Annotated in this window: 14 protein-coding genes and 2 pseudogenes; 8 read left to right on the forward strand and 8 right to left on the reverse strand. The window is 58.6% G+C overall.

Annotated features, from left to right (window positions below):
* Nucleotides 1–5 precede the first annotated feature (5 nt).
* The 3 genes from cyoC to HU736_RS05590 all read left to right on the forward strand — a co-directional run bounded on the left by cyoC (nt 6) and on the right by HU736_RS05590 (nt 2,166).
* Entirely contained in the window at nt 6–617 is a 612-nt protein-coding gene (gene cyoC / locus HU736_RS21775; RefSeq protein ID WP_103437546.1) for a cytochrome o ubiquinol oxidase subunit III, read from the forward strand.
* Nucleotides 617–955, forward strand: a complete 339-nt coding sequence (gene cyoD, locus HU736_RS05585; protein ID WP_103437547.1) for a cytochrome o ubiquinol oxidase subunit IV — start codon at nt 617–619, stop codon at nt 953–955. The genes cyoC and cyoD overlap by 1 nt, the downstream gene beginning before the upstream one ends.
* An 86-nt stretch (nt 956–1,041) precedes the next feature.
* The gene (locus HU736_RS05590) at nt 1,042–2,166 is read left to right on the forward strand and encodes a mechanosensitive ion channel family protein (RefSeq protein ID WP_186700977.1); all 1,125 of its coding nucleotides are present in this window, start codon (nt 1,042–1,044) and stop codon (nt 2,164–2,166) included.
* Between the two features lie 45 nt (nt 2,167–2,211).
* On the opposite strand, the gene HU736_RS05595 is transcribed toward HU736_RS05590, so the two are convergent.
* Entirely contained in the window at nt 2,212–2,430 is a 219-nt protein-coding gene (locus HU736_RS05595) for a hypothetical protein (protein WP_103437549.1), read from the reverse strand.
* A 188-nt stretch (nt 2,431–2,618) separates the two neighbouring features.
* Between HU736_RS05595 and HU736_RS05600 the strand changes: the two genes are divergently transcribed.
* A complete protein-coding gene (locus tag HU736_RS05600) occupies nt 2,619–3,128 on the forward strand; it encodes a ferritin-like domain-containing protein (RefSeq protein WP_103437550.1) in 510 nt (169 codons plus the stop codon).
* 39 nt (nt 3,129–3,167) lie between these two features.
* On the opposite strand, the gene HU736_RS05605 is transcribed toward HU736_RS05600, so the two are convergent.
* From HU736_RS05605 to HU736_RS22145, 3 genes and pseudogenes are all read right to left on the reverse strand, one after another.
* Complete coding sequence (locus HU736_RS05605; RefSeq protein WP_103437551.1) at nt 3,168–4,046, reverse strand: manganese catalase family protein; 879 nt, start codon at nt 4,044–4,046, stop codon at nt 3,168–3,170.
* A 61-nt stretch (nt 4,047–4,107) separates the two neighbouring features.
* Nucleotides 4,108–4,530 (reverse strand): con-10 family general stress protein, encoded by a 423-nt coding sequence (locus HU736_RS05610; RefSeq protein ID WP_186700976.1) that lies wholly within the window; start codon nt 4,528–4,530, stop codon nt 4,108–4,110.
* Nucleotides 4,531–4,792: 262 nt separating this feature from the next.
* A pseudogene (locus tag HU736_RS22145) lies at nt 4,793–4,940 on the reverse strand (EAL domain-containing protein); the annotation flags it as partial.
* A gap of 293 nt (nt 4,941–5,233) precedes the next feature.
* Between HU736_RS22145 and HU736_RS05615 the strand changes: the two are divergent.
* A complete protein-coding gene (locus tag HU736_RS05615; protein WP_181003803.1) occupies nt 5,234–5,377 on the forward strand; it encodes a hypothetical protein in 144 nt (47 codons plus the stop codon).
* 56 nt (nt 5,378–5,433) lie between these two features.
* On the forward strand, nt 5,434–6,765 hold the full coding sequence (locus tag HU736_RS05620; protein WP_186700975.1) for an SDR family oxidoreductase: 1,332 nt from the start codon (nt 5,434–5,436) through the stop codon (nt 6,763–6,765).
* 139 nt (nt 6,766–6,904) lie between these two features.
* Here the strand turns inward: HU736_RS05620 and HU736_RS05625 are convergent, their stop codons facing one another.
* Nucleotides 6,905–7,291 carry an NUDIX domain-containing protein gene (locus HU736_RS05625; RefSeq protein WP_103437554.1) on the reverse strand — a complete coding sequence of 129 codons (387 nt, stop codon included), beginning with the start codon at nt 7,289–7,291 and terminating at the stop codon, nt 6,905–6,907.
* Between the two features lie 265 nt (nt 7,292–7,556).
* Between HU736_RS05625 and HU736_RS05630 the strand changes: the two are divergent.
* Nucleotides 7,557–7,745 (forward strand): annotated as a pseudogene (locus HU736_RS05630) (con-10 family general stress protein); the annotation flags it as partial.
* A 154-nt stretch (nt 7,746–7,899) separates the two neighbouring features.
* Nucleotides 7,900–8,898, forward strand: coding sequence for an SDR family oxidoreductase (locus HU736_RS05635; protein ID WP_411564744.1), 999 nt, complete (start codon nt 7,900–7,902; stop codon nt 8,896–8,898).
* Here HU736_RS05635 and HU736_RS05640 read toward each other — a convergent pair.
* From HU736_RS05640 to HU736_RS05650, 3 genes are read right to left on the reverse strand one after another with little or no spacing between them, the layout of a single operon-like run.
* Nucleotides 8,887–10,575 carry an alpha-amylase family glycosyl hydrolase gene (locus tag HU736_RS05640; protein ID WP_186700974.1) on the reverse strand — a complete coding sequence of 563 codons (1,689 nt, stop codon included), beginning with the start codon at nt 10,573–10,575 and terminating at the stop codon, nt 8,887–8,889. The two genes, HU736_RS05635 and HU736_RS05640, sit on opposite strands and share 12 nt — an antisense overlap.
* Nucleotides 10,532–12,106, reverse strand: coding sequence for an alpha-amylase family glycosyl hydrolase (locus tag HU736_RS05645; RefSeq protein ID WP_186700973.1), 1,575 nt, complete (start codon nt 12,104–12,106; stop codon nt 10,532–10,534). Before HU736_RS05645 ends, HU736_RS05640 begins: the two co-directional genes overlap by 44 nt.
* 32 nt (nt 12,107–12,138) lie before the next feature.
* Complete coding sequence (locus tag HU736_RS05650; protein ID WP_186700972.1) at nt 12,139–12,519, reverse strand: termination factor Rho; 381 nt, start codon at nt 12,517–12,519, stop codon at nt 12,139–12,141.
* Nucleotides 12,520–12,542: the final 23 nt, after the last annotated feature.

Genomic DNA, 12,542 nt, shown 5'->3' on the forward strand with positions numbered 1-12,542 from the left:
GAACCATGTCGCATATCGTTCTGAATGAGTCTGTCCATCAGCAGGAGCACGGTTACGAGGATGCCGGCTCTCTGAGCCTGTTCGGCTTCTGGATTTACCTGATGACCGACTGCATTTTGTTCGCCACCTTGTTCGCCACCTATGCCGTACTGGGCCAGGCGGTGGCCGGTGGTCCCAGCGCGGCGGACATCTTCGAACTGCCCTACGTGCTTGCAGAAACCTTTCTATTGCTGTTCAGCAGCATTACGTATGGCTACGCCATGCTGGCCAACCATCGCAAAGACAAGCGTCGAGTGCTGCAGTGGCTGGGCATCACCTTTGTGCTAGGCCTGGGGTTCCTCGCCATGGAGATCAACGAGTTCCATCACTTGATCGCCGAAGGCTACGGCCCGCAACGCAGCGCATTCCTCACCGGGTTCTTCACGCTGGTCGGTACCCACGGCCTGCATGTGCTGGTTGGCTTGGTGTGGATGGCCCTGCTGATGATTCAAGTGCAACAGCGCGGCCTGTGCTGCGTCAACTCCACACGGCTTAGCTGCCTGAGCCTGTTCTGGCACTTTCTCGACATCGTGTGGGTGTGTGTATTTACCGTCGTCTACCTGTTCGGGGTGATCTGATGAGCAGCGAAAGCCAGGTTCACAGCAGTGCCGGCGCCAGCCAATCCAGCCACAAGACCTACAACATTGGCTTCGTGCTGGCCGCATTGTTGACGCTGATTCCGTTCGCACTGGCCCTGTATCCCAGCCTCTCGCGCAGTGTCACCTTCTTGCTGATATTGATCTGCGCAGTGATCCAGATCCTCGTGCACATGGTGTTCTTCCTGCACCTGACTACCGCCCGTGAGCAACGCTGGAGCTTGGTAGCCTTGGTGTTTACCGTCGTGATCATCGTGCTGCTGGTGGGGCTCTCGCTGTGGATCATGTACTACGTGCATTACAACATGCTGGGTTTGTGAAATCCGATCGACCTGCGGCGCCTCATTGACGTCCAAGCACATTGACCTGCTTATCAATCCAGGGCAACCAAGGAGGCTAACCGCCAATGAATGATCGACTCATTGCATTGTTCACCGACACCACCGTATTCGGTATCTCCATTCTCAATGTGCTTGTAGCACTGTGCGTGGCACTGCTTACGTTTCTGGTGGCCCGCGCTGCCATCAGTTTTCTGTTGCGTCGGGTCCGGCGCTGGTCCGAGCACGATGGCGCGTTGAGCCAGGTATTGGCCAAGGTATTGTCAGGCACCAGCAACTCTTTGCTGTTCCTCGCCTCGTTGTTGGTGGGCCTGAGCATGCTCGACCTGCCAGAGCGCTGGCTGACTCGGGTCAGCAGCCTGTGGTTCGTGGTTGCCGCCTTGCAGATCGGCCTGTGGGCCAACCGCGCCATTGGCCTGGGGTTGAGCCGCTATTTCGCCCGCCACAATGCCACCGGCCTGAACCAAGGCAGTGCGTTGGCCACCCTTTCGGCCTGGGGCGCGCGGGTGCTGCTATGGTCCGTGGTGCTGCTGGCAATGCTGTCGAACCTGGGGGTGAACATTACCGCCTTTGTCGCCAGTCTGGGCGTGGGCGGCATCGCGGTTGCCTTGGCCGTGCAAAACATCCTCGGCGATCTGTTCGCCTCGCTGTCGATTGCGGTGGACAAGCCCTTCGAAGTCGGGGACTTCATCGTCATCGGACCGCTGGCTGGCACCGTCGAACACGTTGGCCTTAAAACCACGCGCATCCGTAGCCTCGGTGGCGAGCAGATCGTGATGGCCAACGCCAGCATGATCAGCAGCACGATCCAGAACTACAAGCGCCTGCAAGAACGGCGGATCGTGTTTGAATTCGGCCTCTCTTATGACACGCCTACCGAGGCGGTGAAAAAAGCGCCGGCCATCGTGGAAGAAGCCATCAAAGACCAACAGCAGGTACGCTTCGACCGCGCACATCTGCGCGGCTTCGGCAAGGAAGCGCTGGAGTTCGAATGTGTCTATATCGTCAAGGACCCAGGCTACAACCTGTACATGGATATTCAGCAGGCCATCAATTTTCGGCTACTGGAGCGCTTCTCCACGGTAGGGGCCAAATTCGCCGTGCCGGTACGCGCAATCAAAGTCACCGCCTTGCCAGAGGAAGCCAACCGGCTGAGGGAAGGCCGTGAAGAGCGAGGCCTCAGAGGCGCTTGAACAAGGGCATGAGGGGGCATCTCGCCCCCTTGCCCGCGGCCTGATTCAAGGCTGTTGATAATGGCCGGGCGACGTGCCCGGTTCATGATCGTGTTTCTGCCGCTGCACTTGTACGTCCGTGAAAGAGGACGCTTCGTTGCGGTGCAAGCCTTGCAGGTACTCGCGGGCAGCCTCCCGGCTAAGGTCTTCTTCGTCGCTGCGAAATTCGCAAGTGCCGGGCTGGTTGTCGAGGATGTAGCTGATCAAATACAGGTACTTGGCCATCGCTGGGTTCTCCGAGGCTTGCAGACGGGGACGACTCATTGGGTTGATTCAGGCTGGAGCGTTGGCGTTCAGCATGGCTGACGACTGGCTATAATTTGATGCTTTGGGTGCCATCTGTCGTTTCAATCGATCATTACAGCACTGACGTTTTCCCAACTGTACCCATCACTGGAAGTGAGGTACTTGAAATGACAACGGTACAAGACAATCTGCTGGACTGGCTGCGCGACGCACATGCCATGGAGCAACAGGCCGAGAGCATGCTCAAGGGCCAGGCCGAACGTCTCGAACATTATCCGGAGCTCAAGGGACGTATCGTTCAGCACATCGAAGAAACCCAAGGGCAACAACGCCTGCTGCTCGAATGCATCGAGCGATTGGGGGGCAGCACTTCGACGCTCAAAGACCTTGCCGGCAAGCTCATGGCGTTCGGCCAGGCTGTCGGTGGCATGGTCATGAGCGATGAAGTGGTCAAGGGCGCCATGTCTGGCTACGTATTCGAAAACATGGAGATCGCGTCGTACACGGTATTGATAGAGGCGGCCGAAGCGGCCGGTGACACCGCCACCGCGCAAGCCTGCAGGTCCATACTCAAGGAAGAAGAAGCGATGGCTCAGTGGCTCAAGGATCACCTGCCGGAAATTACCCGGGCGTTCCTGGCCCGGTCTGCCAACCCGGACACCGAGGCCAAACGCTAGAATGAGGCCCGCAGCGGACACTTTCCGCTGCGGGTATTTTCAGGCCGGCTGGTCGCCGTTGACCTTGCCCAGTTCAGCGCCGGTCAAGGGTTGTGCTTCGGGATTGGATTGAGTTCTGACTTTCATGGCATCGGCAGCCGCAGCCGAAGCCTGGTCAAGCTGAACACTTGCCATGCCATCGCCGCCATCCACGGCAGGTTCGGGCTGGTCGACGTAATTCCAATCCGGTCCCTCGTTCCACGACCCCCGCACTTCTGCCCCATCAGACATATTGAAGTAGGTGCGGTTGAAGGCCGGATCACCGGGCAGCTTGCCCTGCGGGAAGTTCGGTTGAATCGAGTGCAGGGCCTTTTCGAACGACATCTGGTGGGCGATTTCCCGGCTCATCAAAAAGCCGAGGGCATCCTTGATACCGGGGTCATCAGTGACATTGATCAGTCGCTCGTAAACTATCTTCGCCCTGGCCTCGGCGGCAATGTTCGAACGCAGGTCGGCAGTAGGTTCGCCGATGGTGTCGATGTAGGCGGCAGTCCAAGGGATGCCGCCAGAGTTCACCAGGGCCGCACCACCGCCATACAGCAAGCTGGTGATATGCGAGTCGTTGCCGGCGCCGGTCAGCGAGCGATACAGCTCACCTTCCGCTTCAACCCCCTCGGCCAGGCGCCCCTTGGCCCCCTTGTTGAGCATGACCACGATCGAGCCAATAATCTCCAAGTGGCTCAACTCTTCCGTGGCAATGTCGAACAGCATGTCCTTGCGCCCTGGGTCGTCCTCCGTCACCGCCTGGGTGAAATAGCGCATGGCCGCAGCCAGTTCGCCCTGCGGGCCACCGAATTGTTCCAGCAGCAGGTTGGCCAGACCAGGGTTGGGCTCGGCGACCCGCACGGTATATTGCAATCGCTTGTTGTGCATGAACATTGGCAAAATCCTCATCAGCTCGCCGGGGCGGCCAGAGCCGCCCCGGTCGATTCAACGGTGATCAGCGATCATCATCGCTCTTGCGCCCGCCGCCATGGCTGTGCTGGCCGCCTTTGCGGCCTGCCTCCGAGGCTTTTTCCCGGTCGTTGGCAAAGTTGCCACCAGAGGCCTGGCCACCTTTCTGGCCTGCTTCGGAGGCACGCTCAGGGTCGTTCTTGAAGTTGCCGCCTGATGCTTGACCACCTTTGTGACCCGCTTCGGACGCACGTTCAGGATCGTTCTTGAAATTGCCGCCCGACATTTGGCCACCTTTATGACCTGCTTCGGATGCACGCTCAGGATCGTTCTTGAAATTGCCGCCCGACATCTGGCCACCTTTATGACCTGCTTCGGATGCTTTCTCCCGATCATTGGCAAAGTTGCCTGGGTTGGTGTTGGCGTTGCCGCCCTGGTTGTTACGGTCATTGTCTTGGTTGTTAGCCATGATCTTTCACCTCATGTTGTTTAACACAGGATGTTCTGTGTTCACTAATGACCTGCAGCAACGGCTTGAAGGTGAAAGAAATTGTGCGATCCCTGACGAAACGCTCGAAGATATTGGGCACAAAACATTCGGGCAAGATAAGCCGTAGCTTCATTAATCAGTGCATCGGGGCATTTCAGCTCTCGGCTGTCGAGCGAGCATGAGCCGTATCAGGGTGTCGATGTCGACCGGTTTGCTGAGCAGGAAACCTTGCACTTCATGCACTCGCACTCTTGCCTAAGGATTGAACGAAACGTTTGTCGAACTGAATGCTGTCCAACGGCTAGGTTCAGATAGCCCAGCGAAGAGTAACCGGTGCCGAAGTCATTCATGTGCAACCGAACGCCCGATTCCTTCAGTGCGTCCATCGACCATGGCGTAGCGGCTGCCGTCATTCATCGAGTACGAACACGCCGTCAGCGGTAAACAGCGTGGGGCCTACGTTGTCTTCATCAAAAGCCCACTGCACACGTTTGATCAAGTGACCCGGCAATCCGGTAGAGAGACACCAACCCGACGATCAGTACCACCATCAACAGGCCGGTAAACACTACGATCAGTTGCCGGACCTCGGCAAGGGTTGAATTGCCGAACAATCAGATGGAACAGCCAGAGCATGACGGCTGCCTAATGGAAGGCAAACCTACTGCACAGGAGCCACCCCATGGAAGCCCCCAACGAACACGACCCGTATATCGATGATGTCCCTCAGAACCCAGGTGAACCCGCGCCCAAACCTGACCCTGGCCAACAGGCTCCCGATTGGCCTGACGATCAGGTGCCACCCGAAGAGCAGTCCGATGGCTGATGCGCCTGGGCAATGCCCACGCCATAACCCATTGAAACCAGGCAGAGGTGTCAGCCATGATCGATAAAGCAACGGGTATGAAGCCAGGAGAACGCTATTGCGTCGAGAACGTTGCACGTGCGCATCAATTTGCAGGCTTTTTTCTGGACGGTAAATATTATCTGGGGCCCGAGCTGCTGAGCGCCGTTGGCTGGCTCGACGGGCAGCGGTTTATCTATGACAGCCTGAATGCCGAGGGCGAACCGGTTTTCCCCGATCGGGTTGCCGGTCGCATTGAAAACCTCACGTTGAAGCTGGTCGACGGGACGTCACTCGAACTGACGCGAATCGAGGCTGATATGTCTGCTTCCAGTGTGGACGATGAATTGCCGGAGGCTGATCAGCCCTTGAGCGAGCCAAACGGCAAAACGTTCACAGGACCACTGCGTGGCAAAGTGGTGGTTATCACCGGTGCATCCAGTGGCATTGGCCGCGCTGCAGCGCATGCGTTTGCCTGCAAAGGCGCACGCCTGGTCCTCGCTGCACGCGATGAGAACGCCCTGTTCGAAGTACTCGATGAATGCACCGAGTGCGGTACCGATGCCGTTGCGGTGAGCACTGACGTTACCCGAAGCGCGGATATGCAAGCGTTGGCAGCGCGCGCCGCCGAATTCGGCAAAGGCCGCATCGATATATGGATCAACAATGCAGGCGTGGGTGCCGTGGGGCGTTTCGACCAAACACCCCTTGAAGCCCACGAGCAAGTGATTCAGACCGATCTGATCGGCTACTTGCGCGGCGCCTATGTAGCCTTGCCTTACTTCAAGGCGCAGCGAAGCGGCATCTTGATCAATACCTTGTCGCTGGGAAGCTGGGTCGCTCAACCCTATGCGGCTGCGTATTCCGCCAGCAAGTTTGGCTTGCGCGGCCTGACCGAAGCCCTGCGCGGCGAGCTCGCCGAGTTTGCAGATATTCATGTCTGCGATATCTATCCCGCCGTGATGGATACCCCGGGGTTTCGTGACGGTGGCAACTACATCGGGCATGCACTCAAGCCGCCAGGGCCAATCTATGACCCCGAGCGCGTAGCCAAGGCAATGGTGAACTGTGCGATCACACCGAGGGCTTCCACGACGGTGGGAAGCGCAGCCCGCGTAGCGCACCTGGCCAGCTATATCGTTCCACGGCTTGGCCACATGGCAGGCTGGCTGGCGCGTCTCGGATTGAGCCACAGCCCCGCCGTCAGCGTTTCATCGGGAAACCTGTTCGCCCCGCCAAGCGGCGAGCGCCAGGTACATGGCGGATGGCGTGAAGGCCAGCAAAAAGTCCCCCTATTAGTGGGTGTCGCCGTGTCGTTGCTGGTGGGCGCCTGCGCCTACGCGGTGCTGCGCAACCGCACTGAAAGATAACGCCCGTTGTTCATCACGCAACGGGTGGGAGCACGGCAATATCATTCAGCTCACGGACCCGACCGGCCAGCATGTGCATAGCCCTGCAGCGTCCCCGACGCCAAACGATGCCAACAGCCGCTCAAGTCCTTGAGCCGTGTCAGGCGATCAGTGCGGGTAGCTCGCGTGCCAGCAGTGCGGCAGCAGCGGGCTTGAGCAGTGACGGTGCCAATTTTTCGCGCTGTACCCACTTACACGCCACGATCTCGTTTTGCGGCACAGGGTGGTCTCGCTCATCGATCTGCATCGTGAAGATGTGATGAACAATATCGCCCGCACGAAGGGTACACAGCGGGACCAAGCGCTCACGGCAAATGCCTGTTTCCTCTTGGAGTTCGCGAATGGCCGCATTCAACGGGGCCTCGTGCGGCTTGACGCCGCCCCCTGGAAAATTCCATTTGCGCGATTTGCGGCGCACCAGCAACACCCTGGCCCCGCGAAAGCACAACACTGTTGCTCTTGACCTGAGCTTGCCTGGCTTGGACATGCCCACCTCCTTCACCAATCTATATGACGGTGGACTGGTTCCCTACAGCTCAGGTTCAAGTCAAAAGCGTGTTGACGTTGCCTAATACCTTGATGCCAAAGCATTTGAGCGCCATAGATTGCCGACTTTATCTTTAGTGCAACTCATCGGCAAATGTCCACATCACCCGAGACAATCGCGCCGCGCCTACCGTCCTAGTTGAACACAGACTTTCCTGTGTGCTGACATGAGGTGAAAGATCATGGCTAATAATCAAAGTAACCGTGGCAATCAAGGCGGCACTGCTCAAAACAACCCAGGCAATTTCGCAAACGATCGGGAAAAGGCGTCCGAGGCCGGGCGCAAAGGGGGGAAAGCTTCAGGCGGCAACTTCGCCAATGACCGTGAACGTGCATCCGAAGCCGGCCGCGTTGGTGGCCAGCACAGCCACGGTGGTGGTCGCAAAAGTGAATGACCTCGCGTGACTGAGGCCAGGTCAGCATGCTGACCTGGTTTCACGCTGGCATGGCTGATCAGTCCGAGCCTTGGCGCGGGCTGATCAGCGCCCTCTCCCATCGACGCGTTGAAGCCGTGCATTGAACCCCTTCGGCCAAGGCGTCTCTACAGCAATGAAGCCGTTAATTCAGGCAATCAGAATGAACAGTGATCGTTCGGTCGTGGTGATCTGTGGGGCGAGCGCCGGCGTCGGCCGCGCTACTGCCCTTGTGTTTGCAGCGGCGGGCTATTCCTTGGCGCTGATTGCACGGGGCACCGAAGGTTTGGCACAAACTGTCGAAGATGTGCAGGTCTATCCCGTGCGCACGCTGGCTATCAGCCTGGACGTAGCCAATGCGCATGAGCTCGATGAAGCTGCCCGACGCGTGGAGGCCGAGCTTGGACCCATTGCCATCTGGATCAACTCAGCCATGGTGACGGTTTTCTCGCCCGCAGAGCAGCTCGCAGCAGACGAGCTCAAACGGGTCACGGACGTTACGTATCTGGGCACAGTGCATGGCACCCTGGCTGCGCTCACTGTCATGCGGCCGCGTAATCGAGGCCTGATCATTCAGGTTGGCTCGGCATTGGCCTATCGGGCAATACCTCTGCAAGCCGCTTATTGCGGGGCAAAATTCGCGGTAAGAGGGTTTACCGATGCGCTGCGCTGCGAGCTGCTTCATCAACGCAGCGCGATCAAACTGTGCATGGTACAGCTACCGGCCATCAACACACCGCAGTTCGATTGGGCATGCAATAAATTGAATAGGCGGGTATGCCCTGTTCCGCCTGTCCATGATCCCTATGTGGCGGCACGGGCCATTCTAAGTGTGGTCGATGCACCACCGCGCGAGCTCTGGGTCGGCCTACCCACCCTAGGTGCCATCGTAGGCACGTTCTTCTTCCCCGCCCTGCTGGATCGCAAGCTGGCACGGGACGCCTGGACCGGTCAAATGGAAGGCCCAGTGCAACAACCTGCTCAAGCAGACAATTTGTTCGAGCCGGTACGCGGACTACATGAGGTCGCCGGACGCTTCACCCGCGGGGCGCGAACCCGCGCGTTGGCCTTGACGGCGCGGGGCGCCATCCTGGCGCTGTTCCTGACCGCCGCATTGATCGGCTTATTGGTCTGACCCGCCCTGCACGCGTTTGAACCAACGGTATCCATAAGGGTTGAGTTCTTGCGAGGCGTGTCGCGATTCGGCGTATTCGGCGTATTCGGCGTATTCGGCGTATTCGGCGTATTCGGCGTATTCGGCATATTCGGCATATTCGGCATATTCGGCATATTCGGCATCGGCCATGATCGGCTTCAAGCCTTGATGTGCTAGCGTTACCTTGGCACGCGTGCCGCCCAGATTAGCGACCATCAATACGTTGACCTGCTCGCCGTAGGCAATGGCAAACACGGCCGGGTGGTCAACCCTGACCAACCGCATGGGCTGACTGGCAATTTCCGGCAGGCCAGCGCGCACGCGCAATAAAGCGTTGACCCTTGCATAGAGTGACTCCTTGGCCTGGAGTTGGGCGGCCACATTGATGATCGAATATGCAAAAGGCCCTTGGTCGATGAGGGGCGCGGCCAGTTCGCCAGTGGTAGAAGAGAACCCTGCGTTGCCCCCTTGCGTCCATTGCATCGGCGTGCGCACCGAGAGACGCTCGGGCAGGTTGAGGTCGTCCCCCATTCCGATTTCATCGCCATAACGCAGGATGGGCGTCCCCGGCAATGACAACAGCAGCGCGACGGCAAGTGCCTGATGATCGATGTTGCCTTGGAGCATTGGCGCCAGCCGACGCCGGATTCCGCGTCCATACACACGCATGTTCGCCTCAGGGGCGAACACGCGCATTACTTCAGCACGCTCTTGCTCGCTCAGCCGCTCCAGGTCCAATTCATCATGGTTACGCAGCCACACCGCATAACCAGCGTTTTCGGGCGCTGGCGGCCTCTGCTCGATCGCCCGGTAGAGCGGTTCGGCGTGTTGCCTGGCCATGGCAAGGAACAGATGATTGTTGAGCCAGAAATCCAGCACCAGACTCATTCGCTGGCCATCACCTAAATAATGCGGGAAACGCTCAGGCTCGACATCCACCTCGCCCATCAGAACACCCTCTGGGTTGATACGGGTGATCCAGCGATGCAGCCGCTGCAACAACCAGACACCTTCGCCCTCACGGCCGCGGCCCGCCTGCTCGACCATATGCGATGCGGCATCGAGGCGAAAACCATCGATGCCCAACGCCAGCCAACGCGACATGATGCGCTCGATTTCCCTGATTACATGCCGATTGCGCAGGTTCAAGTCTGGCTGGTAACGGTAGAAAAGATGACGATAATACTGACCTGCCTGATCATCCCACTGCCAGATGCTGTCTTCGACGGAAGGAAAGATCGGCTGATTGCCATCGTCAACAGGCGTGTCGGACCAAATGAAATAATCGCGGTATGGGCTGCTTCGGTCGTTGCGCGCTGCGACGAACCAAGGGTGCTGGTCGCAGACGTGCTGCATGACCAGTTCCAGGATGATACGCATGCCTCGTCGCTTGGCCTCGTGCACCAATTCAAGAAGCTGCGTTTCACTACCGAAGCGCCTGTCCAGCGCCCGATGGTCGGTCACGTCATAGCCGGCGTCGCGCCAGCAGGCTTCGTAGATGGGGGTCAGCCACAACGTACCTACCCCCAGCGCTTGCAGGTAATCCAGCTTCTCGATAATGCCACCCAGATCACCACAGCCGTCGCCATCACTGTCAAGAAATAACGAGGGATCAATCTGGTAGATGATCGTGGTCAGATGCCAATTCGTTGTCATGACGCCCTCTGTACAGAATGACCGCCTGCTCGCCCGCCAGCCGCCCAGTGAACGGGCAGCCTTCACCTTGCCTATCACTGGCAAGCTGGACTTGCCATTGCCCGGAGAGGGCAAAGACCTGTTCGGTGTCGCTGAAATTTATGCACACCACGCGCTCGTCGTCATCACACCAGCGCCGATAGGCCAGCACTTGCGGATGCGAAGGTAATTCCTGCCAGGCGCCTGTTGTCAGCGCCAGGCTGGCGCGGCGGCAGGCAATCAACCGACGGTAGAGCTCCAGTAACGAACCTGCCCGCCCGGACTGGGCCTGCACCGACGACGCCCCTGCTTGGGGAGCAAAGGGCAGCCAGGTCGACCCTCCCGCCCAGCCGTGCGGGGGGCGGAGCGTCCAAGGAATCGGCGCCCGACTGCCATCACGTCCGCCTGGGTCGACCCGCGTCTGCGCGTCGACGAGCACATCTTCCAGCCCGAGTTCCTCACCCTGGTAGATGAAAGGCGTGCCCCGCAAACTCAGCAAGAGCACTGCCGCTGCACGGGCGCGTAGCTCGGAGCCGCCATAACGGGTCCGGTGGCGACTGTTGTCATGATTGGACAACACCCACGTCGGCCAAGCCTGCAAGGGACCCAACTCGCTTTCCACTTCGCGGATACACAGACGAAATATGACCGGATCCCAGGTGGCATCCAGCGGCGGAAAATTGAATGACATATGCAGCTCGTCACTGGCACCGTAATAGGCGGCAACCTGACGTGTGGAGCGTATGTTGACTTCACCGATCAACACACGCCCCGGGCTATACCTGTCGACCAACCGACGCAAGCCTCGCAGTATCTCGTGGCTGTAGGGCTGGTCGTTGATATGCACCATCGCTTCACCCGCCAGGCAGCGCGAGTCGTCGGCGAAGTGGGGGTCCTTGCCGATACAATGCACCACATCCACCCGAAAGCCGTCCACGCCACGGTCGAGCCAGAAGCGCAGAACCTCATGCATGGCAGCGACGACCTGGGGGTTTTGCCAGTTCAGATCGGGTTGCTGGGGTAAAAAGAAATGCAGGTAGTATTGTTGGCTTTGCTCATCCCAACTCCAAGCGCTACCGCCTCCAATGGCTGCGCGCCAGTTATTGGGTTGGTCGCGCCAGATGTACCAGTCACGCTTGTCGCTATCGCGGCTGGCACGTGAAGACATGAACCACGGATGCTGATCTGAGGTGTGGTTGGGAACGAAGTCGAGGATGATCTTCAGGCCACGTCGATGGGCTTGATCGATCAGCGAGTCAAGGTCATCAAGCGACCCGAACAAGGGGTCGACATCAAGGTAATCGCAAATATCATAGCCCGCATCGCACATAGGCGAGCGGAATATCGGAGAAAGCCATAACGCATCGACCCCCAACGCCTGCAGGTAGTCGAGCCGGGTGCAGATGCCGCGAATATCACCCACACCATCGGCGTCGCTGTCGGCGAACGAGCGTGGATAAATCTGGTAGATCACAGCGTGCCTCCACCACGGTGAGCGAACGGCGCCCGTCATGTAAACTCCTTGCAGCAACCCATGCTGGCGATTCAGCCGCGTTTTTGCAGCGCCTCTATCAATTGCGCCTTGGACATGCTTGAGCGCCCCTTGATGTTTTTGCTGCGGGCTTCCTTCATCAGACTTTCCTTGGTCTGGCTTTGCAGCGAAGATCCCGAGGTGCGCTCGTGGCCCTCTCGGGTTTTAGCTGCGCGCCTGGCCGAATCGGAGCGCGCGGTTTTCTTCTCGTTCGCCGGCGTGTGCTTGCCCGAACCGCCCTTTTTCTCTCCGCCACCGGACTGTTTATTGACAGTGGCCCAAGCGCGGGACTCTGCTTCATCTTTGGAAACGCCTTTGTGTTCATAGCTTTCTTCGATGTGTTCAGCTTTGCGTTTTTGCTTCTCGGTGTATTTGTCTTTGTCTCCACGAGGCATGACCGTTGCTCCTGAAAGGCTCT

The sequence above is a fragment of the Pseudomonas shirazensis genome, from assembly GCF_014268785.2.
In the GTDB taxonomy this organism is placed as follows: Bacteria; Pseudomonadota; Gammaproteobacteria; order Pseudomonadales; family Pseudomonadaceae; genus Aquipseudomonas; species Aquipseudomonas shirazensis.

What these genes read in the sequence shown, in the direction of transcription:
- HU736_RS05605 (WP_103437551.1), bottom strand. Translation starts at nt 4,046, where the DNA reads ATGTTCATGCACAACAAGCGATTGCAATATACCGTGCGGGTCGCCGAG.
- HU736_RS05615 (WP_181003803.1), top strand. Translation starts at nt 5,234, where the DNA reads ATGGAAGCCCCCAACGAACACGACCCGTATATCGATGATGTCCCTCAG.
- HU736_RS05590 (WP_186700977.1), top strand. Translation starts at nt 1,042, where the DNA reads ATGAATGATCGACTCATTGCATTGTTCACCGACACCACCGTATTCGGT.
- HU736_RS05645 (WP_186700973.1), bottom strand. Translation starts at nt 12,106, where the DNA reads ATGACGGGCGCCGTTCGCTCACCGTGGTGGAGGCACGCTGTGATCTAC.
- cyoD (WP_103437547.1), top strand. Translation starts at nt 617, where the DNA reads ATGAGCAGCGAAAGCCAGGTTCACAGCAGTGCCGGCGCCAGCCAATCC.
- HU736_RS05595 (WP_103437549.1), bottom strand. Translation starts at nt 2,430, where the DNA reads ATGGCCAAGTACCTGTATTTGATCAGCTACATCCTCGACAACCAGCCC.
- HU736_RS05640 (WP_186700974.1), bottom strand. Translation starts at nt 10,575, where the DNA reads ATGACAACGAATTGGCATCTGACCACGATCATCTACCAGATTGATCCC.
- cyoC (WP_103437546.1), top strand. Translation starts at nt 6, where the DNA reads ATGTCGCATATCGTTCTGAATGAGTCTGTCCATCAGCAGGAGCACGGT.
- HU736_RS05620 (WP_186700975.1), top strand. Translation starts at nt 5,434, where the DNA reads ATGATCGATAAAGCAACGGGTATGAAGCCAGGAGAACGCTATTGCGTC.
- HU736_RS05635 (WP_411564744.1), top strand. Translation starts at nt 7,900, where the DNA reads ATGAAGCCGTTAATTCAGGCAATCAGAATGAACAGTGATCGTTCGGTC.
- HU736_RS05625 (WP_103437554.1), bottom strand. Translation starts at nt 7,291, where the DNA reads ATGTCCAAGCCAGGCAAGCTCAGGTCAAGAGCAACAGTGTTGTGCTTT.
- HU736_RS05650 (WP_186700972.1), bottom strand. Translation starts at nt 12,519, where the DNA reads ATGCCTCGTGGAGACAAAGACAAATACACCGAGAAGCAAAAACGCAAA.
- HU736_RS05610 (WP_186700976.1), bottom strand. Translation starts at nt 4,530, where the DNA reads ATGGCTAACAACCAAGACAATGACCGTAACAACCAGGGCGGCAACGCC.
- HU736_RS05600 (WP_103437550.1), top strand. Translation starts at nt 2,619, where the DNA reads ATGACAACGGTACAAGACAATCTGCTGGACTGGCTGCGCGACGCACAT.